Here is a 26,682-nt window from a genome sequence, read left to right on the forward strand (position 1 = left end):
ACTCTTGGTGCAACCGTAATGCCCCGGGCACACCCGGCAGAAGGCCCGGACGGGGTTTCTCCCCGTCCGGGCCGTCAGCGCTACGCCGGTTCGAAGCCGGTCAGGTGCAGCGAGAACGCCCGCAGCGACCCGACATCCGTCCCGGCCAGGTCGGCCACGTGGAACGTCCACGCGCCGTCCGCCGGCGAGACCCGCAGTGCGGCGAGCGGGTCGTCCGGCCGCCACGCCCCGGTGAACGGCGCGTCGCCGGTCTCCGCGGACGCGAACGGCGTCGCGGCGGCGTCGTCGAACACCACCTGGCACAGGTTGTCCCCGCTGCCGCCGGCCCGCGCGAACAGTGTCGCCTTCCGGCCGTCCGGTGCGGTCAGCGTTCCGACCAGGTCCTTGACGTACGTGTGGTCGATGCCCGAGCCCGCGCTGGTGGTGCAGGCCGTGCCGTCGATCGAGAAGGTCAGCGCGGAGGCGTAGCCGACCCCGCTGACGTTGACGGTGGCCGAGGCACCGGTCGGGTCGTTGTCCGGGATGGCGACGGCCGGGCCGGTGTAGGCGAAGTCCCGCACGGTCGTCGACGGCTGCCCGGTCGCGACCACGACGCTGCCGGTGGTCGGGGAGAGGTAGCCGGCGAACGTGATCTTCACGGACAGGGTGACCGGCTTGCCGACCGGATAGTCGGCGGCGAGCTTGAGCGTGAAGTTCTTCGACTTCGACGCGCCCGCGGCGATGTTCCCGTACGACACGGCGCGCGGCGTGACGACCGCCCGGCTGTCGTCGGTGCCGACCACGACGCTGACGCCGGTGGCCGTGCCGTCGCCGACGTTGACCGCCGGGAGGGCCACCGTCGCGTTCTCGCCCGGTTCCAGGTAGGCGTCCCCGTCACCGGTCACCGGCGTGACCGTCGGTGTCCCGGCCCGCACCAGGGGCTGGGGGGTCGCGCCGGTGTCGCGCAGCAGCAGGTCGGCGCGGACCACGCCGTAGCCGGTGCGGTTGTCGTAACCGGCGGGGGTGAGGTCGAGCGCGGTCCCGGTGAGCGCCGACCGGATCTCGGTGTTGGTCAGCCCGGGGTTGCCGGAGAGCGCCAGCGCGGCGATCGCGGCGGCGTGCGGCGCGGCCGCCGAGGTGCCGAAGAACGGCGCGAAGTCCGGCACGGAGGTCAGCACGCCGTCGGCAGCGGTGATCTCCGGCTTGTTCCGCACGGTGCCGCCGGTCGCGCTGAAGTCGCCGGGCGTGACGGGGGTGCCGTCGGCCTTGAAGAAGATCCGCCGCGGCCCGTCCGAGGTGAATCGTTCCGGCTTGGACTGTTTGGTGAAGACGTTCGGGTAGGGCCCGGCCGGGTTCGGCGGGTCGCCGTCCTCCAGGTCGAACGGGAGCGGCTCGGCGGCCGGCGCCGCGGCGACCGAGAACGCGTTCGCCGCCGCGCTGTGCCCGCGGGTGATCCCGGGCGTCGAGAACGCCTTGAGCGTGCCGTCCGGCGAGTCCGCGAACCGTCCGCGGAAGACGCTGAGCTGCAGGTACCGGTCAGCGCCGGAGTACTTCACGACGGCCAGCTTCTGGTTGCTCCCGGCGCCGGTCTGCAGGATCTCGAACGGGTCGTCGTTGCCGTCCTGGGTGTCCTGCGAGAAGTCCGAGACGTTGCCGGCCGCGTCGATCAGGTAGAGGTCGTAGTCGTTCGCGGAGGCGGCCAGCGGGTCCGCCCACCACAGTGTCGTCACGCGCCGGGCGCTGTTCGGCGAGAGCGGGTCGAAGACCTGCACGCCCGGGCCCGGGTCGAAGTCGTGGGCCTGCCCGGCGAACTTGCCGATCCCGCGGCCCGAGTCGGCGAAGTCGCCCTCCCAGTTGCCGGAGGTCCCGTCGAGCTTGTTGCCCTCGTTGCCGGCCGAGCTGAAGTAGAACGCGCCGTCCGCGGTCACCGCGTTGACCGCCTGCGCCGGCAGGCCGTCCTGGAACGGGCTCTCGTGGTAGTACACGACGTCGTCCACGATGATGTCGCAGCCGGCCGTGAAGCGCAGCGCCCGGATGTTGTCCGCGAAGCTCGCCTCGCTGGTGAACGCGGTCGCGAAGCCCAGCCGGGCGTTCGGCACGACGTCGTGGATGATCTCCAGCATCGCGGTGCCCTCGTCGCCGTCACCCTCCTGGCCGGGGAGCACGTCGACGTCGGCCGGCAGGTCGCCGCTCGCCTGCGAGGCCGCGAGGGAGCTCACGCCGTCGGAGAGCGCGCAGACCTTCACCCCGGTGCCGGTCACCTTGTAGCGCGTACGGGCGGTGTCCGCCGCGTGCGTCCGATCCCCCTCGGAGACCACCGAGCCCTGGCTCGGCGCCACCGCCGCGGCCTTCGACACGGCGGCCCGCACGTTCTGCTCGACCCGGGCCGCCCGGGCCTCCTTCGACTCGGCGGCGGGCTTGCTCCGCGGGTCGGTCTCGTGGGCGCTGATCAGCCCGTGCGCGATGCCGACAGCGGTCACGTCGGACCAGCCGGCGATCGTCGTCAGCGCGGTGAGCGGCGCCTCGACCAGCACGGTCCCGGTCGCCGCGGACGGATACCGGATCCCGGCCCCGGCCTTGCGCAGCCGGTCGAGCAGGTCGTCGCCGACCTTGTTCGCGTGCACCTCGACCCGGGTGGTCCCGGCCTTGGTGACCGCGACCCCGGTGGACACCTTCGGCAGCGCGCTCGCCGCCACCTTCCCGGAGCGCTGCCGCAGCTCGACCGCGAGCCGGCTGTCCAGTTTGCGTTCCGCGCCGGACAGCGACTTCTTCAGCTGCTGCAACGCGCCGATCTGCCCGTATGCCCGGCTCTCCACGTCCTGCGGTCCCCGCGCCCCGGCACCGGGCGCCCACGCACCCACGACCAGCACCGTGGCGGCGACTCCGGTCACCGCGCGGCGCACACTGCGTCCCCTGACTTCCAAGACAGCCCCCCACTGATAAACATCAATTCGATGTACGTGGATGCTAGTTGCCACGAGAGATCAACAGAACGCAAAGCGCCGATCACTCTCGGTCCATCTGCGTGCGCCGGTTATCACCCGGGGCAGCGGGCGGCCATCCCGCGCGCGGGGTAGGAGCACGCCGCCGTGCGCAGTTGCGGCCCCTAACGGGTGGCGTGCGCGGCAGTCGTCCGAGATCCGTCAGTGACCGCCCCGGCCAGGGCGTTACGGTCCCGGCCCGTGAATGACAGTCTCGTGCAGACATCGCAGGGCGGCGGCCTGGTCTTCGGCGACGTGGTCGCCCGGGTCGCCGACTCGCTCAGCCCGCTCGGCGCCGCGGCGCGCATCTTCGCCGAGGCCGGCGCACTGGTCGTCGACTACCGGGAGATGCAGCTGGACCAGCGCCACAAGGGTCGCAAGCTGGACCTCGAGGAGCGGCGGGCCGACAACGCCAAGGAGATCCGGCTGGCCGAGCTCGCCGAGCGCCGCCGCACGTCCTCGTCCGCACTCCGGGAGATGCGCACCCGGCTGGGCGACGCCGAGCTGAGCGCGAAGAGTCTCCGCCGCGCTCTGGACAACATGCAGCGGGACATGGCCCGGGCCCGCGGCCGGGAGAAGTCGTACTACATGCAGATGATCCAGACGCTGACCGTGCAACTGGTGCACCATCACGGCGCGCAGAGCAACTCGATGGTCGACGCGATCGACTCGGTGCTCAACGGCGCGGGCGCGGTCGCCAACCGGCCGGCCGGCTTCGACGTGCCCGCCTGGGACCCCGGTGAGCCACCCGCGCCCCGGTCCCGGCGCCCCCGCCGGAGCCGCTGACATGGCCCGCCGCTCGGACGCCGACGCCGGTGCCTCCCTGATCGGCATGGGCCTCGTCGCGTCCTGCTTGTTCTCGCTCGTCGCGACAGTGATCGCGGTTCCGATCGGGATCCTGTGCGCGCCCGCCTTCGCCATCTACCTGCTGGTCAAGGACCTTTCCGCCGGTACGCCGCAGCACCTCGGCTGGTGGGGCCTGGCCCTGCTGTCACCGCTGGTCGCCGCGGCCCTGATCTGGCTGAGCAGTCCGAAACAGGGCTGGCTGCGCGGCCGGCCGAGCGAGTGCCCGGAGGACGTCTACCGCACGCCGGAGGCGCTGGCCGCGGTGCGTCTCCGGCGCCGCAGAGCACTGCTGGAGGCGTACGCGGGAAGGTCCGGTCTGCTTCTGGCCTCGATGACCGTGGTGATGCTGGGGACGCTGCTCTACGCCGACCTGTCCGGCACCATGCACGTGGGCGTGACCGAGCAGGTCTCGGGCATCGCGGTCCTCGTCCTGTTCGCGCCGCCGACGCTCGTGATGGCGACGCTGCTGATCGGGTTCCGCGTGCACGACCGGCAGCCGTACCAGGAGCCGGTGACCGCCGACGTGGTGCGGGCCGCGGCCGTGCACGCGGAGGAGATGGCGAGCCGGTTGCGGGCCGACACCGCCCGGATGGAGTCGATCGCCGAGCAGGTCGACGCGGTGCTCTCCGGCGCGCGGGTGCACGTCGGTTTCGTCGCCCTGTGCGACCTGCACTTCGAGTCGTTCAACTGCGCGGACCGGATGCACGAGCAGTACCGCTCGGCGCAGTCCTCGGCCCGGCTGCTCTCCGACATCCTGGCCCGCTGCCAGGCGCAGTGCGCGCGGCCGCAGGGCCGCCGGGAACAGCACGACCCGGCGCTCGACAGCGCCGGGTCGATTCTGGCCCGGTCTGTCGGGCCGCTGAACGACCTGACCACGTACGGCCTGGATCGGGTCCGCACCCTGAACTCCCGGACCGCCGGCCTCAAGCACTCGATCCGGGACAACTGCGGGGACCGGGGCTATCGCTGGTACGAGGCGCTCGAGGAACGCAAGGCCGAGGCACGCGGCGCCGCCGTGTGACAGCGGGAGCCCGCCCCTGGGACAGGGACGGGCTCCACGGTGCGCGGTGACGGACGTCAGCAGGCGTGCGCGACGACCTTCGGGTCCCCGTCGGCGCTGGCCGGCAGCGTCACGCAGGCGACGCTCGTGCCCGAGGTGACCTGCGCGACCCCGGACCGGACGACCTTCGCGCTCACGCCCGGCAGGGTCATCTTGGCGACGGCCTCCTTGAGGTGCGACGCCGGCTTGCCGCCCTTGGTCATGGCGAGCAGCATGGCCTGCGAGCCGATGAGGTCGGCCCACTCCTCGGCGCCACCGGCGGCCGCGCCCGTGCCTGGGCCCGAGGCGCCCAGCGACTCGGCCAGCTTGCTGAGGTCCACCTTCTTGGCGCCGGTCGGGGCGGCGATGTCCACCCCGGAGGTGACCTCGACCCGCAGGGACGCCCGGCCGGTGCCACCCTCGGCGAACTGGAGCAGGTTGATCTCGAACGCCTTGAACTGACCGTTGTCGATCCACAGGTCCAGCACGATCGGCTTGTCCGCCGGCGGCTTGTCCAGCTCGGAGCCGAGCGTCTTGCCGACCATGCCGGACGTGGACTCGCCACCGATCTTCGACAGCGACTCGACCAGGCGCTTGCCCTGCTCGTACGCCTTCGTCGTCGACGTGGTGGCGGTCAGGTGCGTCTTGTCCTTCTCGTCGCGGACCACGTCGGCGCCCTCGATCAGGCTCTGCGCGCTCGCCTTGAGCTCGGCGGCGACCTTCTCGTTCTGCGCCGCGTCGGCGCTCGGGGTGACACCGGCGCCGGCGGCCCCGCTCATCTTCTGCAGGTCGGTCATGGCGACCGAGACCCAGCCGCCGTCGACCAGGGTGTCCAGGCCGTCGATCGACGAGCCCAGCTCCTTGCGCATCCCGTCGACGTCCGCCTTCGAGGCGCCGAACTTCGCGGCGAGCTCGGCCACCGGCGCCTTGACGTAGGCCACCTGGTCGATGACCCGCAGGTCCACCCCGGTGACCCCGTCGATCACCGCGCTGATCGAGCCGCGGTCGTCGGTGACGCCGTCGCCGCCCTTGTCCCAGCCGATGGTGAACGACGAGTTGTAGAGCTTGCGCAGCATGTCCGCGTCCTCGTCGGTGAACGCGTCCGCGCCGGTGCCGGCGTCCTTCTTGGCCAGCGCGATCAGATCGTCGACGCTGCCGCCGGCCTTGAGGGTGAACCCGGCCTTGCCGGTCGCGCCCAGGGCCTCGGCCGCCTTCTTGATCTCCAGCTTCGGCTCGAGCTGCTCGATCTGCTTGGCACAGCCGACCGCGAGCGTGAGAGTGACACCACCGGCGAGGGCGCCGGCCAGGAAGCGCTTCATGCGCGAGAATCTCCGTTTCGAGGGGTACGCGGCACTCCCCCGGTGCCGCGGACTGGGAGTGTACGACCCCGGGTCACCATCCCCCACATCAATATCCCGCAGGTGACCGCCGCAAAGGCAGAGACAGGCGTCGCCGTACGGCGGAGCAGGGCCGTTGCCCACGCGACCGCGCGCCACCGGCCGGCCGGCGCGGGGACCCACGGTCCGGATCGCCTTCTCGGGCGAGCCCGCGCCTTCCGGGGCGATGCCGGATCGCGCCGCACGCCGTCATCCGGTGGTCGTGCCGGAGCGGCGGTTCTCGTACGCCGCGGCGAGGATGAGGTAGCTGCTCGCGGTCCAGGTGTAGGCACGGTCGCGAAGGCCGGCGCCGGTCTCGGCGTCGAAGTTCTCGGCGAAGCCGGACTTCTCGCACAGGGCCCGGAAGCGTTCGCTGATCTCGTCGGCGAGAACCTCGTGGCCGCCCCGGCGCAGCCCGTCCTCGATCAGGACGGTCGACGGCGCCCAGATCGGGCCGCGCCAGTAGCCGTCCGGGTCGTAGTGCGGGGAGTCGATCGGCTCGGTCGCCGGCCCGTTGTCGGTGAGGTGCCCGCGCAGGGCCGCGACCAGCTGTTCCCGGACGTGCCCGGGCAGTTCCGCGCCGAGGGCGATGGGCATCAGGTCGAGCAGGCTGGTGCTGGTGACGGTCTGCCCGTCGGCCGGGCGGCGGGCGAGGAACCGGCTGCCGTTCCACAGCTGCTCGAGCATCGCGGTGCTGACGGCGTGGGCGGTCGTCGCCCAGTGCTCGGCGTCGCCGGTCTCGCCGAGTTCGGTGGCGAGGCCGGTCAGCTCGGTCAACTGGAAGACCAGGAACGCGGCGAGGTCGGCGGTCTGCAACAGGCGGCCGTTGTCGAACGTGGTGGCGTTGTCCCAGCCGCTGTCGTTGCCGTGCTGGTAGTAGGGCAACTCGTGGCCCGGCACCCGGCGCCGGTCGAGCCAGAAACGCGTCCAGCGGCTCATCCGCTCGTACGCCGCCAGCAGTTGATCGTGATGAAGCGGTTGCGGCAGCAGTCGCCGCAGGTGGCTGAAGGCCCAGCCGTGGATGGGCGGTTTGACGAAGTTGTAGAGGATCTCGGAGTGGGCGATCGAGTCGGGCAGCGCGCCGGCCGGGTCCTGGTGGTCGAAGGGCAACATGAACTGGTGCCAGGCCAGTTCGGGGTCGCCGGCGGCGAGGGCGATGGCGTTGAAGCAGTGGTCCCAGCTCCACACCTTGTCCATCCAGTGCTTGGACATCAGCACGGCGGGGCGGGCGAGGAAGCCGCCGGGTGCCACGGTGGCCGACCACATGACGTAGGCGGCGAGCTCGGCGGCCGGGGTGGCGGGGCTGCGCCACGGCGCGACGGCGTCGGCGAACGACGCGAACGCGGCCCGGGCGCCGGCCGCGACCTGGTCGAAGGGGATGCCGCCGCGGTAGGGGGCGCGGGCGGTCGCGTACTCCTCGACGGCGATCTCCCATCCGCCTTCCCCGGGCAGCTCCACGTGGCGCTCGCCGGCGCCGAGCAGTTCGACGCCGCGGGTGGTGACCGGCTCGCCGGCGAGGACGGTGATCCGGTAGCGGCGGCCGGTCTCGTAGGAGGTGAAGACGTGGGTGTCGTCGGCCGGGTCGCGGTAGAGGTAGGCGCCGGCGAACGGGGTGAGCGTGCGGGCCGCCGCGGCGATCCGCAGGCCGAGGCCGGTGCCGCGCAGCCGGATGGTGTCGGGGTTCTGGTAGACCAGGTCGATCGTGCCGCCCTCGTGCCGCCAGGACAGCACGGCCGGGGTCGCGACGACGGCCGGTTCGACGCGGGCGCCCCGGTGGCGGGCCTCGAAGCGCAGGACCGGGTGCATGCCGGTCTGATGGGAGACCAGGTGCAGATCCTCCGCGCAGGTCTTCTCGGCGATCACCGGGGAGATGTCGAACCAGGAGCCGCGGTAGCTGAACGGGATCTCCTGGATGGCGAAGGGCACGACGGTCATGGGTGGTGCTCCTGCTTTCTGCGAATCGATTCGACGACTCGGTTCGCCAGACGATAGGGGCGCCTGCCGATGCGGTCAAGATTACATTTCGCTACTTGAGGAGCAGTTCGAAACCTTCACGTCACAGGATTGACATCGGCGAACGTCACTGCCTACGGTGCTGTAGCGAATCGGTTCGATGATCCCTTCGACCCGGCCGCATGGTCATCCGCCGCTTGCGCCAAGCTGCCCGCAGGATGTGCGCCGTCGCGACCGTGGAGAGTGTGCTGATGAACATCGGTGAGATCGCACGCCGGGCCGGGGTGTCCCGCAGCACCGTGTCGTACGCGCTCAGCGGCAAGCGACCGGTCACCGGCGAGACCAGGCGACGCATCCAAGCCGTCATCGACGAGATCGGCTACCGCCCCAACGCCGCGGCCCGCGCCCTCAAGGAAGGCCGCACCCGCACCCTCGGGCTGGTCATCCCCCCGGCGAACCAGCGCCTGACCGACATGCAACTGGGCTTCGTCGCCAGCGTCGTCGAAGCGGCCGCCCGCGCCGACCTCGACGTCCTGCTGTCACCGTCCGGCGGCGACCACGACCGCTCCTTCGAACGCGTCGTCACCGGACGCCGGGTCGACGGCGTGATCCTGATGGAGATCCGCCTCGAGGACGAACGTGTCGTCCGCCTGCGGGAGAGCGGGCTGCCGTTCGTCACGATCGGGCACACCGCCAACCCGTACGGAACCTGCTGGGTGGACGTCGACTACCCCACCCTGATCGCCCGCTGCGTGCACCACCTGGCCGACCTGGGCCACCGCAGCCTCGCCCTGGTCAACCGATCGGCCGAGCTCCTCGCCATCGGCTACGGACCGGCGCACCGTGCCCTCGCGGGCTTCACCGAGGCGGTCGCCCAGCGCGGCCTCACCGGCGTCGAGCTCACCTGCGCCGACGACGCCGCGGCCGGCGAGAGCTGCTTCGAGCAACTCCGCGATCAGCATCCGGACGTCACCGCCGTCGTCACCATCAACGAGGCCGCCCTGCCGGGCCTCCAGCGCGGCCTCGAACGCGCCGGCCTGGTCGTGCCCCGCGACATGTCCCTCGCCGGTGTCGCCGCCCGGCACTGGGCCGAGGACTTCCGGCCGCAGCTCACCGCCGCGGACATCCCCACCGTGGAGATGGGCGCGAGCGCCGTCGACCTGCTTCTCGAGCGCATCGCCGCCCCGGAGGCGCCCGCACGCCACCTGCTGCTCGCCCCGCCCGTCTCGCTGCGGGCCAGCACCGGTCCCGCGCCCCGCTGACCCGCGCGGCACCGCCGCCGGGGTCAGCACACCCCGAATCTCCCGGGAGGAGCCGCCGGCTCGTCCCGCGATACCCCCTGCTTCCCCGGAGAACAGGAGACCACCATGTCCCTGCGCCATGTCGCCGCTGGGCTGCTGTCCGGCGCCCTGCTCCTCACCGTCCCCTCCCCCGCCCGAGCAGCCGACGAAGCCATCGGCGTCGACTTCTCCGTCGCCGGTGGAACCCCGTCCTATCGGGCCTCCGGCTGGATCTACGGCATGACCGAGAACGCCGCCGGACCGGCCGACCACTTCTTCACCGACGTCAAGTTCCGGGGCATGCGGGCGGGTGGCGCCCAGCTCGGCAGTCCCGGCGGCTGGTCCAACGGCGGCTACGACCGCCGGTGGAACTCCACCCGCGCCCAGCTGCTGCGCACCCACGCCCTCGGCGGCACCTTCGTCCTGCTGCCCCACGACCTGTGGGGCGCCGACGGCGCCGGCATCTCCCGCTTCCCCGGCGACAACGGCGACTGGACCGACTACGACAACTTCCTGACCCGGCTCATCACCGACGTCAAGGCGACCGGTGTGCCGGTGCAGTGGGACATCTGGAACGAACCGAACCTCGGCATCTTCTGGAACCGCTCGCAGGCGCAGTACTTCGAGCTGTGGCGGCGCACCTACCGGCGACTGCGCGCCGAGATGCCCGGCACGCCGATCGTCGGACCCAGCCACGCCGGGGTCCCGGCGACCTCGACGGGCTGGTGGACCCAGTTCCTGGACCACGTCCGGGCGAACAACGTGGTCCCGGACATCTTCAGCTGGCACTCCCTGCCCGGCGACCCCGTCGCCAACGTGGCCGCCGCCACCACGTCCCTGGACGCCCGCGGGATCGCCCACCCCCGCCCGTACCAGATCAACGAGTACGGCGCCCCCGACGAGCAGAACCCCGGCGACGGCTCGTGGTACATCGCCCGCCTCGAACGCGCCGGCGCGGACGGGCTACGCGCCAACTGGGCCTCGGCGGGCAACCTGCACAACGACCTGGGAAACCTGCTCGTCCGCAACGCGGCCGGCCAGCACCTGCCCAAGGGCGAATGGTGGGTCTACCGCTACTACGCCGGGCAGACCGGCAGCATCGTCTCCACCACCCCCAGCCCCGCGTACGACGCGTTCACCACCAAGGCCACCGGTACCGCGAGAATCCTCGTCGGCGGGGGCGGCACCACCGGAAACGTCGCCGTGCGCCTGAACCGGGTGGACGCCACCACCGGCATCGTCGCGAACAACCAGGTCCGGGTACGAGTCCAGCGCATCCCCCACAACGGAGGCGGCGCCGTCCCCGGCCCGATCACCGTCACCGACTCGACAGTGACCCTGGCCGGGAACGCCACCACCGTCAACCTCGCCCACACCACCGCCGACGACACCTTCACCATCACCCTGCTACCGCCGTCCGACAGCGGCTTCCAGTCCGTCGCCGTCGCCCAGCACAGCCAGCAGTGCCTGGACAACACCGACCTGGCCACCCGGGACGGCAACCAGCAGCAGCAGTACTACTGCGAGGGCGGCGACCAGCAACTCTGGAACTTCCGCCCGGTCACCGGGGTGGTCGGCGCCTACACCGTGGTCAACCAGCAGTCCGGGAAATGCCTCGGCGTCGACGCCGCCTCCACCGCGGACGGAGCCGCCGTCCAGCAACGGACCTGCGCCGGCGGCGCCACCGATCAGCAGTTCACCCTCCGCAAAGTCACCTACGCCGGCAACGACAGCCACGACTACCAGCTCGTGGCCCGGCACAGCGGCAAGTGCGTCGACGTCAGCGCCGTCTCCACCGCCGCCCGGGCGGCGGTCCTCCAGTGGACCTGCAACCCCGCGACCCGGAACAGCCCGCTCAACCAGACCTGGCGACTGCTCGGCCGCTGACCCGGCACGCCAGGACCATCTGACCTGCCGATGAGACGGGACATCCCATCGAGTCCGAGCCCGCCCGCCATCCCTTCGCCGTTTCCCGTCCTGCGGGCGGGCCGCCGGGCCCCCATGCTGCGCGACATCCTCCATATTCAAGATCGGTGAGACGAGTGGGCCATGGTGAGGCCGACGACACCGGCCCACCCCCCCCGCTGACCAACCCGGCGCTGCTGACCGGCGTGGCCGGGCTCATGGCGCAGCTCGCGATGAAGCAGACCATGGACGAGATCACCGACTACCTCGCCGTGATCGACGCGAAGGTCGACGCGGTGCTGCGCGCGCAGACCGACGCCGTGGTCGCCGACATGATCGGGGTGGAGCTCGTCGTCGACGAGGCGCTGACCATCCGCGAGCGGGTGGGCCGGGTCTCCGAGATCACCTGGTCGAAGGTGCAGGCCACCCCCGTGTCGCTGGCCCGGACCCAGGCGTACGCGGTGCGGCAGCTCGACGCCGTCGCCGAGAAGCTGGAGACGCAGACCAAGGTCGGCGATCTGGCCCGGACCACCAAGGAGGCCGAGATCACGGTGCAGGAGTGGCTCGCCGTCCTGGCCCGCTGCTTCCAGTTGCAGGACGCGGTCGCCGTCCTCGAGCTCGACCGGGTCCTGGACTCCTCCCCCGAGGAACTGGAGGAGCACCGTGTCGCGATCCGGATCGCCCGGCAGAAACGCCTGGACCTCATCGCCGGTGGCGCCGGGCGCCTGATGGCCCGGATGGACGCGGCGGCCGGCACCGCCAACGCGAAGGTGCTGCTGAACCCCACCACCTCCCGCGCCGTGGTGCACTCGACCAACCACGTGGGGACCGCCGTCGTCGCCTTCGGCGAACGGCTCGGCCTCACCTCCGATCGTCAGACGTGGAACGCCCGGCGCTGGAGGGACGCGGCCGTGGAGGTGCGCGACAAGGTCCTCGAGACCGGCGAGGAGGCACGTGACAAGGTGCTCGACGCCGGCAGCGAGGTGACGCACAAGGTCCTGGAGACCGGGGCGGAGAGCGTCGGCGCCGTCGGTCGTTTCGGCGTGAAGGCCTTCGGCCGGGCCAGGTCGATGCTCGGCAAGAACACCGGCGACAGCACCGAGCAGGCGCAGCGCGAGCTCGGCGACGCCGAGGAGTCCCGGAGCACCGCCGACTAGCGGCTCACCGTCACGGCGCGCCCGCCGGTTCCTGGTCCCACCCCTGCTGAGGGGTGGCGCACGTGCCGCGGAAGACGTACTGCGACGGCAGCTTGCGCTGCGAACTGGTCCAGTCGATGGGTGGCCGCCGCTGCTTCTCGGGCAGGTAACCCAGGCGGTAGACGGCCATCAGTTCGAGCTCGTCAGGCACCTCGAGCAGCCGGACGATCTCGTCCCAGCGCCCCGGAACCTCCATCGGGAAGGAGATGAACTGGATGCCCATGCCGAGCTCGACGGTGGTGAGCCAGACGTTCTCCATCGCCGCGCCCATGCTGAACACCGAGTAGAACGAGGACAGCTCCCCGGGCCGGTACTCGGATCGGTCCAGCATCACGCCGAGCAGCAGCGGAGAGCCGGCCACCAGCTTGCGGTTCTCCTCGCCGAGAGTCTGCGGCACGCGCATGGCGTTCATCAGCTTCTGGCCGCGGGAGGTGAACACCTGGCTGGTGAACGGTCGCAGCGGCGCGGGCAGACGGTCGAACAGCATCCCGTCGCGACGGCGCTCCATCTCGTCCTTGCTGAACCGGAAGTACGGCTTGTAGCGCTCGAAGAACGTGCCGTTGGACATCGCCTCGGTCATGCTCTCGCCGCTGATCCGGGCGACGGTCTCGATCGTCGCGCGGTCCTCCACGATCACGAACCGCCACGGCTGGCTGTTCAGCTGCGACGGGGCGCGTCCCGCGACCTCCATCAGCAGGCGCTGGTGTTCCTCGGAGACCGGGTCGGGCAGGAACGCGCCGTTGGTGGTCCGCCGGCGGCGCACCACATCGAGAAAGTCCATCAGCGTTTCCTCCAGGCGAGAACAAGGGCGATGGCGTACGCGGGAGCGGCCGACCCCGCGACGGCGGCGTGCCGGCGCAGCTTCCCGCCGGCGTAGGGCAGCGCGATGAGCGGACCGGCAGCGGGCAGCAGCGCCAGGCCGGCGGCTCGGCGCTCGACGGCGCTGACGGCGAGCGCGCCCACGGTCAGTGAGGAGGTCACCACGTACAGGGCATGGTGGACCCAGCGGATGCGCCGGTTGTCGATCGCACCGGCGGCGACGGCGGCACCGAAGGCGGCGTTGCACAGATAGCTCACGGCCGCGGCGGTGATCAGGCGCGGGGTCACGGGCGCGCGCTCGCTCATCGGTGCGCTGCCGCGTGGGTGAGCAGCAGGCGCTGCGGGAACATCGACCTGACCTGCCAGCCGGGCGGGACGACCGCTTGCAGCTCCGGACGCCGGTAACTGCGCCGGATCGAGAGCAGCCCGTCCTGATGGATGAACGAGCCACACGCGAACGGCACGGTGGCCGCGGCGTAGAAACCGTAGCCCGCACGCCCGCGCGACAGGTCGTTGTGGACGACGAGCCGGCGCGCCAGCAGCTGACTGTCGGCCAGGAGAGCGGCGAGCTCGTCCGGCTCCAGGTGGTGCAGGAGGTGGTTGGAGATCACCAGGTCGTACCGGTCGCCGCGGGCCACCAGGTCCGCACTCGACGCCTGCTCGAAGCGGACGCCGGCCGCCGGCAACCGGCGTACGTGCCGAAGTGCTCTCTCGTCGGGGTCGATGGCCACCGTGCGCAGCGTCAGCCGGTCCCGCGCCGCCCATCGGGTGAGGGCGCGCGCGATGTCGCCGCCGCCAAAGCCGATGTCCAGCAGCGTCGTGGGCCGGTCGGGGTCCAGGTGCGGCCGGATCCAGTGCCGGTAGACGCGTCGCCAGCCCGAGACGAGCCGGTTGACGGTGCGGAACTGCCGGTAGGTGCGTTCCAGCCGGTCGGGGTCACAGTCCGGAGCGTCCATGAACTCCCGGGACTCGGTGTCGCGCCGGGTCAGGCCCGCACGGGAGCGCGTCGTGCCGGTGCTGCTCATGTCGTTGGCCCCGCTCCCTCTGACGTTCCACGAGCCGTTCGGCGAGCGTGCGCACGACGGTCGATTCCCGGCATGTCATACCCGCATGATCAGCGCGGCTAACGAAGCGGACGTCACATCGCTCCGGAGCGCACGAGCACCGCCGGTCCCTCCACTCCGGACGGCCGCCGAGGCCCTCGTGCGCCTGCCACGCCGAGCGTCTCAGCGGACCGCGTCCACGGCAAGAGCCGCGGCGGCGTCGCAGTCCGCCGGCACCGGGACGGGCCGGCCCCGCACGGTGGCGGTCTGCCCACCGGCGAGCCGCGCGGCCGCGGCGCCGACCAGCGCCCACCGGCGGCCGTTCACGGTGAGCACGACACAGCCGCCGGCATTCCCGACCGTGCCGGTGAGCACGATCGGCGCGCCGACGCGGTCCACGGGGTTGTCCGGGTCGCCCCGGGACGTGCCCGGTGACGGCTCGGGCCGGCGGCTGCCGGACGGTGGGGTGGCTGCGGGCGGCGGGCTGCTGGTGGGCACGGTGGCTCCGGTCGAGGCGGGCACGCGGCTGCTGACGACGGGCACGGGGCTCGGGGTGCTGCCGCAGGCGGCGAGGGCCAGCAGCACACCGGGAACAAGCAGACACTTACGCATGCAGATGTGACGCATGGACCGCTGTGCCGGTTTCCTCAATCTACACACGAATAGAACTTCATGATTGTGCCTGGTGACCTGGTCCTGAAGATTTCACTGGAGCGCTCCCGCGGGCCGGCGGGTCGTCCATTGGGGAGGTTCAGGCAGTGTCGCCTCGACGCAGACTCAGCATGCAAAGACGGTTCCTGGCCGCCGGAGCCGCCGCGATCACCGTGATCGGGCTCGTCCCGGCCGGCGCCGTGGCCGCCCCCGGCGACGACTCCCGCCCCGGACCGTACCGCCGCCACCTGCAGGTCGCCCAGGAACGCATGGCGCAGGCGGGGCAGGCGAAGGCCGCCTCGCGGGCCGCCGACGAGGGCGAGGATCCCGAGGAGATCGCCGAGCAGGCCGAACAGTACGCCGAAGCCCGTTCCGCCCCGGGCATCGTCGCCCCGGGCGCCTACACCGCCGCGTGGCGCGCGCTGCAGGCGATGCCCCGCACGCCGGGCCGCTGGCAGCACGTCACCGATCTCCCGTACAACTCCGACGACCCGCGCTACCGGGACATCAACAGCAACTCCTCCGGTGGCGCCGGACCGGTCACCGGGCGCATCACCGGGCTGGCCGCCGACGACGCCGGATATGTCTGGGCCGGCGCCGCCAACGGCGGGGTCTGGCGTTCGCGCACCGGCGGCGGCCACTGGCAGCCGATCGCCACGAATCTGCCGTCGCCGTCCACCGGCGACCTGCGCCTGGACCGGGCCGGGCGGCTCTGGTACGCGACCGGCGAGGGCAACACCAGCGCCACGTCGTTCGTGGGCAGCGGCGTCTACGTGCTGCGCAACCCCCGCTCCGGCGCCTTCTCGGTCCGCGACCGGGTCGGCGGCACCGAGCTGGAGAGCACGATCATCCGCAAGCTGCGCATCTTCGGCACGACCGCGTGGGTGGCGACCAATCGAGGGGCGTACAGCCACTCGGTCACCGACCTGTCCGGGCCGTGGAAGCGGGAGTTCGTCCCGAACCCGGACTTCCTGCCCGGCGGCGCGCAGGCCACCGACCCGAACGCGCCGTACAAGAACATCATCAACGACTTCGCGGCCGACCCGGCGAACCCGGCACGGGTGATCATCGCGGCCGGGTGGCGCAGCGGCGACACGTACAACGGCTTCTACACCCGCGCCGGCGGCGCCTGGCAGCGCGTCACGCTCGCCGGTGACATCGCCTCGGACGCCCCGAACGTCGGCACCGTGACCTTCGCCGCCGCGGCGGACGGCTCCCGCTACTACGCGATCGAGCAGTCGCCCGCGCAGCTCGCCACCAACCCGGACAGCAACCTGCACGGCGTGTACGTGTCGCGGTCCGGCTCGCCGTTCGGCCCGTGGACGCTGGCGGCGGACTATCACAAGCTGGCCGCGTCCGGCTCGGCGCTGACCGATCCGGGATACATGCCGGGCGTGCAGGCCTGGTACAACCAGTTCCTGCAGGTCGACCCGACCGATCCGGACCATGTGTACCTGGGTCTGGAGGAGGTCTTCGAGACCGGTAACGGCGGGACGACCTGGACCACGCCGGGTCCGTACTGGAACTTCGGGTTCGACTGCTGGAGCATCGACCCGAGCAAGCAGACCGGCGACTGTCACCAGACCACCCACCCCGACCAGCATTCGGTGGCGATCGGCACCTACCACGGTAAGCGGTACGTGGTGGTCGGCGACGACGGTGGCACCTACCGCCGGCCGCTGCGCGGTTCCGCTGACGCCGCCGGTCACGCCACCGACTGGACGCCCCTCAACGACGGCACCATCGACGTGTTGCAGTACTACTCGGTCGGCGTCGGCCGGGACCGAGGCGGCGTCGCGGTCTCCGGCGGCCTGCAGGACAACGGCCAGTCCGTCCTGCGCCCCGGCGACCGGGTGATGGGCTCCAACTTCGGCGGGGACGGCGGCGACACCATCGTCGACCCGGGCAACGGCTGCAACATCGCCGAGGAGTACGTCTACCTCGACGTCTGGGTGACGAACAACTGCGCGGTCAACGACGGCCGGTGGACCACCGACCCGAGCCTGGCGACCAGCTACCACGTCCCGCCGCCGGACAACGAGACCGGCGAGGCCCGGTTCATCGCCCCGCTCAACGCCGATCCGCGCGATCCGGCGACCTGGGTCGCCGGCGGCCGGCACGTGTGGCTCAACACCAAGGGGTACGCGATCCGGTCGTCCGCCGACTGGATCAACCTGTTCGACCTGGGTGAGGGGCACACCGCCACCGCCGTGGTCACCACCGGCGGCCTGGTCTACGCCGGCTGGTGCGGGCCCTGCAACAACCAGGGCTTCACCCGCGGCATCGCGGTCGGGCGCACCGACGGCACCGGATGGCACCAGCTCACCCTGCCGGTCGACGGCACCCTCCCGAACCGGTACGTCTCCGGCTTCGACGTCGACCCGGCGAACCCGCGGCATGTGGTCGTCGCCATCAACGGCTTCTCCCGCCGCTGGACCGAGGGGCCCGGCGCCGGGGTCGGCCACGTCTTCGAGTCCACCGATGCCGGCGAGCACTGGACCGACATCTCCGGGAACCTGCCCGACATCCCGGCCGACTCGGTCAAGCTGGTTCGCGGCGGCGGGCTGGTGGCGGCCACCGACAACGCGGTCTTCTACCGGCCGCGGCACGCGCGGAGCTGGTACGTGCTCGGCCGTGCCCTGCCCACCACGACCACCCTGCAGATCCGTACCGATCCCGATGGGCGGCGCCTGTACGCGGCCACCCACGGTCGCGGCATCTGGTCCTACGACCTGAAGCAGCTACCGCACTGACCGGCGGATCACTGGCGTGAGGTCCAGCCGAGCGGGGTGTGCCCCGGCCCTCGCGAAGCTGGACCAGCCCGGCGGCGGTGGAGTACACCGTTCGGGGATGCGCCGCCGATAGGCCGTCCCCACGCCCCTCCGTGCCGGGCCGGCGAGGATGTCTTCACGGCTCACCCGTCCTCGACTGGCGCAAGGCCCGCGACGCCGGAGCCGCGGTCCAGCTCGCGCAACGCCTCCACCGCCGCGGCGGCCGGCGAGAGACGCTCGCCCACCGTCCACTCCCGGCGGACCGCCGGTGCGCCGAGGGTGACCTCGGCGGCCGCCATCGTCCGGTCGAGCCAGCCTTGGAGGAACGGCTGGATCGTCACGCCCATGGAGGAGCGGAGCGCCTCCGCCGCGGCGATCATCCGCACCCCGGATGCCGGCTTCCCGTTGGCCTCCAGGACCACCCCGGCGAGGAGCAGGGCGAGGCTCAGTCCCCACTGTCCGCCCAGGTCGCGGAAGTCGCGCACCGCGCCGTACATCTCCGTGACGGCCTCCCCGGGCCGTCCGGCCGCCCACAGCGCGCCCGCCCGGATGGACTGCGTCCAGGCTTGGGCCTCGATGTCACCGACGGCGGTCAACTCGCGGTCGGCGTGCAGGCTGATCTCGACCGCGCGCGGGAAGTCCCCCTTGCCGAGCTCCAGGGCCGCCATGAAGATCAACGTCCAGGCGCGTTCCCACGGCGCGTCCGCCTGTCCGGCTGCGGCCCAGGCCTGGTCGAGCAGCACGGTGGCCTCGTCGAACTCCTCCGCGTACGTCGCGATGAAACCCTGGTACTGCAGGGCGTGAGAGAGCCCGGCGGCGTCTCCTGTGCGCCGGCTCAGGTCGGCCGCCTCGGCGCTGGCCGCGAGCGCTGCGGCGCCGTCACCCTGAATGGCCGCGAGCGTCGCCACACCCATCAGGGCGCCGATCCGCGTACGGGGAGAGACCGTGCCGGTGGCAAGCGCCCGCGCCAGCCAATCCCGGCCCTCACGGTAGTGGCCGCGGAGATCCCAGAACGGATACAGCGAGCCGGCTATGGTCGCGGCCGACTCGGCGTTCCCTCCGTCGAGGCAGGTGGTCAGAGCCGCACGGAGGTTGCCGTGCTCCGCGGCGATCTGATTCAGCGAGGTGAGCTGGATCCGGCCCCGGAGCCCGTCCCGGGCCGACGCCGCCAGCTCGGTGAAGTAGACGGCGTGCAGCTCGCGGACCGCCGCCGTCTCGCCGCGCTCGTCGAGCCGGTCCAGCCCGATGGCGCGTACGGTCTCCAGTTGCCGGTAGCGGTAGTCCGGCCCGCCCGACACCTCGGCCGTCACCAGGGACTTGTCCACCAGGCTGCCGACCGTCTCGACCAGGTCGAGGTCCTTGTCGTCGCCGCGGCACACCCGGTCCGCGGCCTCGAGAGTGAAGCCGCCGACGAAGACGGCGAGCCGGTCGAGAACCCGGCGCTCGGTCTCGTCCAGCAGGTCGTAACTCCAGTCGATGACGGCGCGCAGCGTGCGGTGCCGCGGGATGGCAGCCTGACTGCCCTGGGTCACCAGCCGGAGCCGGTCGCTCAGGGCGGCGGCGATCTGCGCCGGGCTGAGGCCGCTCACCCGGGCGGCCGCGAGTTCGATGGCCAGCGGCAGGCCGTCCAGCCGGGCACAGATCCGGCCGACGGCCGCTGCCACGTCCGGGGTCATCTCGAACCGCGCCCGAACCGAGGCGGCACGCTGGGCGAACAACTCGACCGCATCCGCCCGGTCGTCGGTCCTGCCGTCGACCGAGACGGACTCGAGGCCGGACACCGGGTGCAGCACCTCGCCGGTGATGCGCAGCCGCTCCCGGCTCGTGCAGAGCAGACGAACCGACGGGACGGCTCCGAGCAGGCCGCGAACCAGTTCCGCGACGTCGGGGAAGAGGTGCTCGCAGTTGTCGAGCACCAGCAGCATCCGGGCCCCGCGCAGACGGACGACCAGCTGATCGAGCAGATCGCGCTCCGGGTGCTCGTTGACCCCCAGCACGGACGCCACCGTCGCGGTGATGAGCCGGGGGTCGGTGACGGCAGCGAGGTCGACGAACCAGACCCCATCGGGAAACTCCGTGACCAGGGTCGCGGCGGTCTCCACCGCCAGCCGGGTCTTGCCCGCGCCGCCGACCCCGGTCAGCGTGACCAGACGCGCCTCGCCGAGCAGCGCCGCGATCTCGGCAAGGTCCCGTTGCCGGCCCACGAAGCTGGTGAGCGCCGGCGGCATGTTGTGCGGCGCGGTCCGCTGCTCGCCGGCGGGCGTCGGCGACTCCCGCCGCAGCAGCCGGCTGTGCAGGCCGGCGAGGGCAGCGCCAGGCTCCACGCCGAGTTCCTCGACGAACAGGTCCCGGGCGGTCCGGTAGGCGCCCAGCGCCTCCCCGGACCGGCCGCTGCGGTGCAGCGCGAGCATCAACTGATACCAGAAGCGTTCCCGCAGCGGATGCTCGACGACGAGTCCCTGCAGTTCCGGCACGACCTCGGCGTGGCGGCCGACGACAAGGTCGGCGTCGAGGCGCGACTCGAGGGCCTGCAGCCGGAGATCCTCGAGCCGGGCGATCTCGGCGCGCGGGAAGACCCGGTCGGCGATCTCCGGGAACGGCGGCCCGCGCCACAGACCGAGCGCCTCGGCGAATCTCGCCGCCGCGGCCAGCGGATCTCCGCCGGTCGCGGCCTTCCGGCCGGACGCGAGGAGAGCGTCGAACCGGATGGCGTCCACCGTGTCCGGATGATCCACCGCGAGCAGGTAGCCGGGCGGCCGGGTGACCACCAGCCCGCTCCGGTGCGACGGGCTGGAGCTCAGCCGGCGCCGCAGCTCGCTGACCCGGACGTGCACCATGTCCGGTGCGCTGCGCGGCGGATGCGCTCCCCACAGGACGTCGACGAGGGTGTCGGCGGAGACCACCGCGCCCGGGTGCACCAGGAGGGTGGCCAGAAGGACGCGGTGTCGAGGGCCGCCGATCGGCAAATCCATGCCGTCGTCGGTCACCCTCACCGGGCCGAGAACTCCGAACTCCACTTCCGCCCCCTTGCCGAGGCGAGCCTTGGTGCTGAAAGTAGCGCTTGAGTAAACGCACCGGAAGGTACGCGGGCAATCGTCAACGCGACACTGCCGGCATCGGAAGGTGTGACGATGCGTGAACCTCCCCCCGTCGCGGAACACTTCCTCGCCGCCGTCTGCACGCCGGACTTCCGCGCGCTGGCCCGGTGCCTCGATCCCTCGGTACGGCTTCGCGGCCTTTTCCCGGGCGACGCGGTGGTGCAGGTCGGATCCCGCGCCGTCGCCGATCGCTTCAACGTCTGGATCGGCGGGTGGGGCAGTATCGGCGTCCTGCGGTCGCAAGCCTGGACCGTAGGGGACCGGCTCGCCATCGCCTACCGGCTGTCACTGCGCGACGGGCGGGATGCCGCCATCGAGATCGAGCATCAGCTGTACTGCGAGGTGGCCGGGGACCGGATCCTGGCGATCGACCTGCTCGGCACCGGACCGGCGCGCCCGGCGGGCCGGTAACCGGCGGATAAGCGCGGCGGAAGAGCGTCCGGCGACGGTCGACGTCATGCGGGCTGTGAATTACGGCGACTACCACATCGACCTGGTCGAGGGCGCGGGCGGCCTGGTCCGGCGACGCGGCGAGGGCGCGGCCGCCGTTCCCGGCACGGGGCGGCGCAGCCCGGCGACGACGGTGGCGACGCCGCTGGGACGGCAGGCCCAGGTGACCCATGCCATCACGGCGTTGCGCCACGGCCGCGTGGTGAACTTCTCCGGGCCGTGCGGCATCGGTAAGACGCGCCTGTTGCGGCATCTGGCGCCGGCCGCCGGGCAGGCGCTCGGACGGCGTGCGACCTACCTGCAGGTCGCGGCGGGTGAGGACGCGGACGACGTGATCCAGCGTCTGCTCCAGGAGATCGGCGCACTGGGCCCCGGGGAGCGGGCGACGCCGCATCGGGCCGGCCGGGCGCTCTCCGAGATCCGGCCGGTCGTCGCTCTCGACCTGGACGCCGACGACGAGGACACCGTGGCCGCGCTGGTGGACCGGCTGTCGGCCTGCGCTGTCGTGGTCGGCTCGGAGCAGCCGGTCCGTGGCCTCGGCCTGATCAGTGACGAACTCCCCGGGCTCGGCGGTCCGGACGCCCTGATCCTGCTGAGCCGGGACCTCGGACGCGAGCTGAGCATCTCCGAGCAGGCGGCGTCCGAGCGCCTGGCCGCGGCCCTGGGCAGCCGTCCGTTGTGGCTACGGCAGGCCGCGGCTCTGGTCCGGCGGCACGAGTCGACTCTGGAAAGCCTCGCGGACGCCACCGAGCGCGACGGCAAAGCGCTGAGCCGGCGCGGCCTGAGCAACCTGGATCGCACCGAGCGCCAGGTGCTGGGGCTTCTCGCCGTGTTTGCCGGCGCCCTGGTGCCGGCCGAGTGGGCGGACGTCGTCGGCGACGTGGGCAAGGCCCGGGAGGCGCTGGTCAAGCTATGGGACCTGGGCGTCGTCGAGACGGAGAACGACCGCTTCGGGCTGCCCACCTGCCGGGCGGACTCCGGCAACGCCGAGCATTTCTTCCGTACGTTCGACATGACGACCGTCGCCCGGGACATCGCCGACTACCTCGGATCAGCCGACCCGGGCGCCGACGAGGCCCTGTCGCTGGCCAAGGCGGTCGTCACGTTGATCGGCGAGATGGCGAAGCGGCGCCAGTGGAAGGCGGTGGCGACGCTCGTCGAGGTAGTGGAACCCATCCTCACCTTGGCCGGGCGCTGGGCGACCTGTCGGCGCATCCTGACGATCGGCATCGATGCCGCGCACCGGCTCGGCGACACCGCGGCCGAGGCGGCGTTCCGTCATGAACAGGGCACCCTGGCGCTGTGCAGCGGCGACGCCGACGAGGCACGCAGCCAGCTCTCCCGGGCGTGGGAGCAGCGGCGCCGGCTCGGTGACGAGCGCGGTGCGGACGTCACCCGCCACAACCTCGGCCTGCTGGCGGCCCCGGCCGTCCCGGCTCCTGCCCGGGAGCCGGCGGTGCGCCGACGTGTGCAACCCGGACGGCTCGCCCGGCTCGGCGCCGTCATCGGGGCGATCGTCGCCGTCGTCATCCTGGTGACCGGCTTCATGGACGCGGCCCGGAGCGGGGACGAGCCACGGGGTCAGAGTTCACAGCCGGTTCCCGTCCCGACGACGCCCGTCCCGGCGACACCCGTCCGGACACCCAGTGCCCCGACGACACCGCCATCGACATCGCAACCCACGACGACGGGACCGACCGTCCCGCCCGTCCGCGGTCCGCTGCCGACGCTGACGCCGAGCCGCGCGGAGTTCGACCGGTTCCGCACCACCCAGCGCCAGGAGCTGCCGACGCGACCGTTCGAGGTGCGCAACAGCCGGGACGTGCCCCTGGTCCTGGGCCGCCCCCGCGTCACCGACCCGGCCTTCGTGATCTCCGAGGACTTCGGTGCCTGCGGAGGCATCGTTCCGGCGCACGCCACCTGTCCCTTCACCGTGCTGTTCCGGCCCCAGCGGATCGGTGAGCACGCAGGACGGCTGATCCTGCCCTTGCAAGGCTTCGCCGATCTCTCGGCGCAGTTGTCCGGGACCGCGGTCGTCACCCTGATCGTCGAGATCGTCGTGGACGGTGAGGGCGCCTCAGGCCGCGTCGAACCAGGACGAGGAAGGGACGACTGCACTTCCGGCGAGTGCCCCTACGACTTCACGGCGATCCCCTCGCCCTTCGACCTGACCGCGATCCCCTGCGACTCCTGCCTGGTGAACTGGCTGTTCTGCTCAACCGTCAGCGGTGCCAAGAAGAACATCTGCACCGTGGACCTCAAGCGAACGCTACGCGTCAAGGCGGTCTTCTCCAGAGCCAAGACCAGTGACCCGAATCCCGTTGGGATGGGCTGGCCGGGGCACGTACTTCGGCTGTCAGAGCCCGACCAGCAGGGCCCGCCGCCCGCCGCCATGCCGATCAGCGTCGGCATTACGCGGTAGCCGTCCGCGCGCGTCGCGGACGGAATCACCGACTGACGTCCTCCAGCGTCCGTTTCCCGTCGGGGGCAGGATCGCCCGCGGCCTGCTCGGAGGCGACACGGTGTTGCCGCTGGTGCCGTATCGGGACGGCACCGCCACCCAGGGTCGCGGCGAGCAGGGCCAGTACCTACGGCCAGGTCTCGGCGGTGCCACCGTAGATCGTGCCCCCGGCCGGAGTCGATCACCGCGACGTGGTCGCAGATCTGTTCGACCACGGCCATCACGTGGCTGGACAGCAGGATCGAGCCACCGCCGGCGACGAAGGTCTGCAGCATCCCGCGGATGGTGAGCGCGGCGACCGGGCCGACGGCCTGGTGGAGGTCAACCGTGGAGCAGAGCAATCCTGGTCCAGGAGCGCTCAACCCGGCCTGCTCCCGGAATCATGACAAAAGGCCCACCGCAATGGATCATCACGGCAGGCCTTTTCGCAGCTCAGAATACTTGTGGGCGATACTGGGATCGAACCAGTGACCTCTCCGGTGTGAACGGAGCGCTCTCCCGCTGAGCTAATCGCCCTCAACGAGATAGAACTCTACCGGACGGCGGCCGGCCCACGAAAACCGGGGGCTCCCCGCGAGGGAACAGCAGCCCGGGTCAGTGGCGCTCCAGGAAGTCGCGGCCGACCTGGATCAGGTCGATGCCGAGGCTGAAGCGGACCGTGAAGTAGACGATGAACGCCACGAACACCATGCACGCGACACCGATCAACGCCCGCATCACCAGGCTCTGCCGCCCGATCCAGTGCGTCCACGACAACACGTGGCGCTTGGTGAACTCCAGCAACCGCTTGGCCCAGCTGAACTCGACGGACCAGATGGCGAGTCCGAGGATCACGATCGCCCAGCCCGGCCCCGGGAAGGGGATCAGCACGATGCCCACCGCGACCACCAGGGTGCCGAGCACCCCGATGCCGATCTTCAGAGCGAGACGCCCCGTGGAGTTGGAACGGATACGGTCGAGCAGACGCACGTCGGAAGCCTTCACGTCCGGTTTTACACCCATTTCATCCCCCAGTGTCCCGGGGCCCCGTCACCGCCCGGGACAAATGGACGTTACCGGAGTAAGTCAACTGCTGGACCACCCGACGCCGGGCGGACCGAGTACATGGGCAGAACAGGACAAGATATCTTTTTACGTCCTGCGCGGAGGGGTTTTCGGAACCGTCTTCCCACTACTGGGTGAGATCAGCGTATGGCGGAGCGTAATGACAGGGATCACCTGAGTATGGGAAACGCGGGGTTCACCAGCCTCGCAGCGGTGCCGGGGGGAGTTCGTCCATGAGTACCATTCGTCCAACGACCGTCGAGGTCGAGACCTCGCTGCGGCTCGTAGCGCCAGACGCGACGGCACTGCCGGTGCGCGCCAGTCTGCGCTACGACCCGGCGGACCCGTACGCGGTCCATGTGTTGTTCCATGCGGAATCAGCCGGTGGGGAAGCCGTGAGCTGGTCCTTCGCAAGGGAACTGCTGGTCACCGGCCTCGACGAGCCGGCCGGTATCGGCGATGTCCGGGTGTGGCCGTGGGCTACGCCGAGGGGGGACTTCGTCGCTCTGGCGCTGTCGTCACCTGACGGCAACGCGCTGTTCGAGGTGCCGCGCAGCGTCCTCGTCCGATTCCTGCGACGCACCTACGTGGTGGTGCCTCGTGGACGGGAATCCGAACACCTGGACGTGGACGCGGCGGTCAACCGTCTGCTCGCCGGTAGGTGACAGCCGGATAGTTCACAAAAGCGGCCAGGGACGACCCGTACGGACACTGCCGGTCCGTACGGGTCGTCCTTTATCCGGGAAAGGTCTGGATCTCCGAAAAGGAATCGGAATCGGACGTATAGCGAATACCGAGGCACGAAACAGACAAAAAGCCCGGTCGGTGCAGTAAGGGATGCGTCGACGTCCATCGACGGTTACCGTCAGGCACGATGCCAGCACTCATTCATCGCGCCGAGCGCGCGCCTTCCAGTGAACCGCCCGAGTGGGCGGGGGTCGGCGCATGCGCCCTGCCGGTGGCGGCGGGATCCGCCACCGGGTTGCTCGAGTGTCACGCACTCGTGCTGACGACCACGGGGCCCATGCATGCCGACGTCGACTTCACCGCACACCTCGCCGGTCCGGGCACCCTCCTCTGGGTGCGTCCGGGCCAGGCTGTCCACTTCGAGACGGGCAGTCCCCCGCCGCGAACCGCCACGGTCGTCTTCCGGCCGGGGCTGTTCGGGCCGGAGGAACTTCCCGGGTTGTTCCCGGACGATCCGGATGGGCCGGGCCGGACACCACTGGTCCTGCCGGACCCGGAGGTGTTCCGCGCCGCCTTCGACCACCTCGCGGCCGACGCGGCCGGCCCGCCGGGCCGGATCGCCGCCGCCCTGCTGCGCCATCAGCTCGCCGCCCTGCTCCTGCGGATCCATCTGCTGGCCGGCGACGGCGGGGATCCCGCGAACGTGGAGCGGCGGACCTTCGAGAGGTTCCGGCGCCGCCTGGAGGAGGGTTATCCGCACAGCCGCCGGGTCGAGGACTACGCGGCCGAGCTGGGTTGCTCGGTCCGCACGCTGACCCGGGCCAGCCTCGCGGTGACCGGCCGGACCGCCAAGCAGGTGGTCGACGACCGGGTGGCGTTGCAGGCCCGCCGGCTGCTCGCCGCCACCGATCTGTCGGTGGCCGAGGTGGGCCGGAGTCTGGGCTTCGCCGAGCCGACCAACTTCGGGCGGTTCTTCCACCGGGAGACCGGGCTGAGTCCGGGGCACTTCCGGGGCGGCTCCACCGAGCAATCCGGAGGCATCCCCGGACAGCGACTGCCCGCTGACTGAGGGTCAATTCCCATATCGCCCTGGGGTATGTGCA

General features: G+C 71.5%; 19 protein-coding genes and 1 tRNA gene. 10 read left to right on the forward strand and 10 right to left on the reverse strand.

Annotation, left to right across the window (positions count from 1 at the left end):
* Positions 1 to 80 precede the first annotated feature (80 nt).
* Positions 81 to 2,882: a S8 family serine peptidase gene (locus tag Acy02nite_RS19885; RefSeq protein ID WP_239175033.1), complete on the reverse strand. Its 2,802-nt coding sequence runs from the start codon at positions 2,880 to 2,882 to the stop codon at positions 81 to 83.
* A gap of 279 nt (positions 2,883 to 3,161) precedes the next feature.
* Between Acy02nite_RS19885 and Acy02nite_RS19890 the strand changes: the two genes are divergently transcribed.
* Positions 3,162 to 3,746: a hypothetical protein gene (locus Acy02nite_RS19890; protein ID WP_203742633.1), complete on the forward strand. Its 585-nt coding sequence runs from the start codon at positions 3,162 to 3,164 to the stop codon at positions 3,744 to 3,746.
* A gap of 1 nt (position 3,747) precedes the next feature.
* Positions 3,748 to 4,827: a hypothetical protein gene (locus Acy02nite_RS19895; protein WP_203742635.1), complete on the forward strand. Its 1,080-nt coding sequence runs from the start codon at positions 3,748 to 3,750 to the stop codon at positions 4,825 to 4,827.
* A 56-nt stretch (positions 4,828 to 4,883) separates the two neighbouring features.
* Here the strand turns inward: Acy02nite_RS19895 and Acy02nite_RS19900 are convergent, their stop codons facing one another.
* The gene (locus Acy02nite_RS19900; RefSeq protein WP_203742637.1) at positions 4,884 to 6,164 is read right to left on the reverse strand and encodes a hypothetical protein; all 1,281 of its coding nucleotides are present in this window, start codon (positions 6,162 to 6,164) and stop codon (positions 4,884 to 4,886) included.
* Between the two features lie 267 nt (positions 6,165 to 6,431).
* A complete protein-coding gene (locus tag Acy02nite_RS19905) occupies positions 6,432 to 8,156 on the reverse strand; it encodes an amylo-alpha-1,6-glucosidase (protein ID WP_203742639.1) in 1,725 nt (574 codons plus the stop codon).
* Between the two features lie 269 nt (positions 8,157 to 8,425).
* Between Acy02nite_RS19905 and Acy02nite_RS19910 the strand changes: the two genes are divergently transcribed.
* The 3 genes from Acy02nite_RS19910 (at position 8,426) to Acy02nite_RS19920 (ending at position 12,516) form a co-directional block, all read left to right on the forward strand.
* Entirely contained in the window at positions 8,426 to 9,436 is a 1,011-nt protein-coding gene (locus Acy02nite_RS19910; RefSeq protein ID WP_203742641.1) for a LacI family DNA-binding transcriptional regulator, read from the forward strand.
* Positions 9,437 to 9,541: 105 nt separating this feature from the next.
* Positions 9,542 to 11,341 carry an RICIN domain-containing protein gene (locus Acy02nite_RS19915; protein ID WP_203742643.1) on the forward strand — a complete coding sequence of 600 codons (1,800 nt, stop codon included), beginning with the start codon at positions 9,542 to 9,544 and terminating at the stop codon, positions 11,339 to 11,341.
* A gap of 146 nt (positions 11,342 to 11,487) precedes the next feature.
* Entirely contained in the window at positions 11,488 to 12,516 is a 1,029-nt protein-coding gene (locus Acy02nite_RS19920) for a hypothetical protein (protein WP_203742645.1), read from the forward strand.
* Positions 12,517 to 12,526: 10 nt separating this feature from the next.
* Here Acy02nite_RS19920 and Acy02nite_RS19925 read toward each other — a convergent pair whose 3' ends face one another.
* The 4 genes from Acy02nite_RS19925 to Acy02nite_RS19940 all read right to left on the reverse strand — a co-directional run bounded on the left by Acy02nite_RS19925 (position 12,527) and on the right by Acy02nite_RS19940 (position 15,029).
* Positions 12,527 to 13,336 carry a nitroreductase family protein gene (locus Acy02nite_RS19925; RefSeq protein ID WP_203742647.1) on the reverse strand — a complete coding sequence of 270 codons (810 nt, stop codon included), beginning with the start codon at positions 13,334 to 13,336 and terminating at the stop codon, positions 12,527 to 12,529.
* Complete coding sequence (locus tag Acy02nite_RS19930) at positions 13,336 to 13,680, reverse strand: hypothetical protein (RefSeq protein ID WP_203742649.1); 345 nt, start codon at positions 13,678 to 13,680, stop codon at positions 13,336 to 13,338. Before Acy02nite_RS19930 ends, Acy02nite_RS19925 begins: the two co-directional genes overlap by 1 nt.
* Positions 13,677 to 14,399, reverse strand: coding sequence for a class I SAM-dependent methyltransferase (locus Acy02nite_RS19935; RefSeq protein WP_203742651.1), 723 nt, complete (start codon positions 14,397 to 14,399; stop codon positions 13,677 to 13,679). The genes Acy02nite_RS19930 and Acy02nite_RS19935 overlap by 4 nt, the downstream gene beginning before the upstream one ends.
* Positions 14,400 to 14,600: 201 nt before the next feature.
* On the reverse strand, positions 14,601 to 15,029 hold the full coding sequence (locus Acy02nite_RS19940) for a hypothetical protein (protein ID WP_203742653.1): 429 nt from the start codon (positions 15,027 to 15,029) through the stop codon (positions 14,601 to 14,603).
* 170 nt (positions 15,030 to 15,199) lie between these two features.
* Here Acy02nite_RS19940 and Acy02nite_RS19945 point away from each other — a divergent pair, with 170 nt between their 5' ends.
* Positions 15,200 to 17,821 (forward strand): glycosyl hydrolase, encoded by a 2,622-nt coding sequence (locus Acy02nite_RS19945; protein ID WP_203742655.1) that lies wholly within the window; start codon positions 15,200 to 15,202, stop codon positions 17,819 to 17,821.
* A 161-nt stretch (positions 17,822 to 17,982) separates the two neighbouring features.
* On the opposite strand, the gene Acy02nite_RS19950 is transcribed toward Acy02nite_RS19945, so the two are convergent.
* Positions 17,983 to 20,856 carry an AfsR/SARP family transcriptional regulator gene (locus Acy02nite_RS19950; RefSeq protein WP_203742657.1) on the reverse strand — a complete coding sequence of 958 codons (2,874 nt, stop codon included), beginning with the start codon at positions 20,854 to 20,856 and terminating at the stop codon, positions 17,983 to 17,985.
* 114 nt (positions 20,857 to 20,970) lie between these two features.
* Here Acy02nite_RS19950 and Acy02nite_RS19955 point away from each other — a divergent pair, with 114 nt between their 5' ends.
* Positions 20,971 to 21,348 (forward strand): hypothetical protein, encoded by a 378-nt coding sequence (locus Acy02nite_RS19955; RefSeq protein WP_203742659.1) that lies wholly within the window; start codon positions 20,971 to 20,973, stop codon positions 21,346 to 21,348.
* Between the two features lie 46 nt (positions 21,349 to 21,394).
* Positions 21,395 to 23,809 carry a hypothetical protein gene (locus Acy02nite_RS19960; RefSeq protein WP_203742661.1) on the forward strand — a complete coding sequence of 805 codons (2,415 nt, stop codon included), beginning with the start codon at positions 21,395 to 21,397 and terminating at the stop codon, positions 23,807 to 23,809.
* Positions 23,810 to 24,292: 483 nt separating this feature from the next.
* Here the strand turns inward: Acy02nite_RS19960 and Acy02nite_RS19965 are convergent.
* Positions 24,293 to 24,364 (reverse strand) — tRNA-Val (locus Acy02nite_RS19965).
* A 78-nt stretch (positions 24,365 to 24,442) separates the two neighbouring features.
* Positions 24,443 to 24,850 (reverse strand): TIGR02611 family protein, encoded by a 408-nt coding sequence (locus Acy02nite_RS19970; RefSeq protein ID WP_203742663.1) that lies wholly within the window; start codon positions 24,848 to 24,850, stop codon positions 24,443 to 24,445.
* Between the two features lie 275 nt (positions 24,851 to 25,125).
* Between Acy02nite_RS19970 and Acy02nite_RS19975 the strand changes: the two genes are divergently transcribed.
* Both Acy02nite_RS19975 and Acy02nite_RS19980 read left to right on the forward strand, forming a co-directional pair.
* Entirely contained in the window at positions 25,126 to 25,557 is a 432-nt protein-coding gene (locus Acy02nite_RS19975) for an SsgA family sporulation/cell division regulator (RefSeq protein ID WP_020514863.1), read from the forward strand.
* Between the two features lie 209 nt (positions 25,558 to 25,766).
* Positions 25,767 to 26,648, forward strand: coding sequence for a helix-turn-helix domain-containing protein (locus tag Acy02nite_RS19980; protein ID WP_203742664.1), 882 nt, complete (start codon positions 25,767 to 25,769; stop codon positions 26,646 to 26,648).
* Positions 26,649 to 26,682: the final 34 nt, after the last annotated feature.

Source organism: Actinoplanes cyaneus (genome assembly GCF_016862095.1).
GTDB classification, from domain to species: domain Bacteria; phylum Actinomycetota; class Actinomycetes; order Mycobacteriales; family Micromonosporaceae; genus Actinoplanes; species Actinoplanes cyaneus.

Coding starts and splice junctions, on each gene's coding strand:
- Acy02nite_RS19895 (WP_203742635.1), top strand. CDS start 3,748: ATGGCCCGCCGCTCGGACGCCGACGCCGGTGCCTCCCTGATCGGCATG.
- Acy02nite_RS19900 (WP_203742637.1), bottom strand. CDS start 6,164: ATGAAGCGCTTCCTGGCCGGCGCCCTCGCCGGTGGTGTCACTCTCACG.
- Acy02nite_RS19905 (WP_203742639.1), bottom strand. CDS start 8,156: ATGACCGTCGTGCCCTTCGCCATCCAGGAGATCCCGTTCAGCTACCGC.
- Acy02nite_RS19910 (WP_203742641.1), top strand. CDS start 8,426: ATGAACATCGGTGAGATCGCACGCCGGGCCGGGGTGTCCCGCAGCACC.
- Acy02nite_RS19915 (WP_203742643.1), top strand. CDS start 9,542: ATGTCCCTGCGCCATGTCGCCGCTGGGCTGCTGTCCGGCGCCCTGCTC.
- Acy02nite_RS19925 (WP_203742647.1), bottom strand. CDS start 13,336: ATGGACTTTCTCGATGTGGTGCGCCGCCGGCGGACCACCAACGGCGCG.
- Acy02nite_RS19930 (WP_203742649.1), bottom strand. CDS start 13,680: ATGAGCGAGCGCGCGCCCGTGACCCCGCGCCTGATCACCGCCGCGGCC.
- Acy02nite_RS19935 (WP_203742651.1), bottom strand. CDS start 14,399: ATGAGCAGCACCGGCACGACGCGCTCCCGTGCGGGCCTGACCCGGCGC.
- Acy02nite_RS19940 (WP_203742653.1), bottom strand. CDS start 15,029: ATGCGTAAGTGTCTGCTTGTTCCCGGTGTGCTGCTGGCCCTCGCCGCC.
- Acy02nite_RS19945 (WP_203742655.1), top strand. CDS start 15,200: ATGCAAAGACGGTTCCTGGCCGCCGGAGCCGCCGCGATCACCGTGATC.
- Acy02nite_RS19955 (WP_203742659.1), top strand. CDS start 20,971: ATGCGTGAACCTCCCCCCGTCGCGGAACACTTCCTCGCCGCCGTCTGC.
- Acy02nite_RS19960 (WP_203742661.1), top strand. CDS start 21,395: ATGCGGGCTGTGAATTACGGCGACTACCACATCGACCTGGTCGAGGGC.
- Acy02nite_RS19970 (WP_203742663.1), bottom strand. CDS start 24,850: ATGGGTGTAAAACCGGACGTGAAGGCTTCCGACGTGCGTCTGCTCGAC.
- Acy02nite_RS19975 (WP_020514863.1), top strand. CDS start 25,126: ATGAGTACCATTCGTCCAACGACCGTCGAGGTCGAGACCTCGCTGCGG.
- Acy02nite_RS19980 (WP_203742664.1), top strand. CDS start 25,767: ATGCCAGCACTCATTCATCGCGCCGAGCGCGCGCCTTCCAGTGAACCG.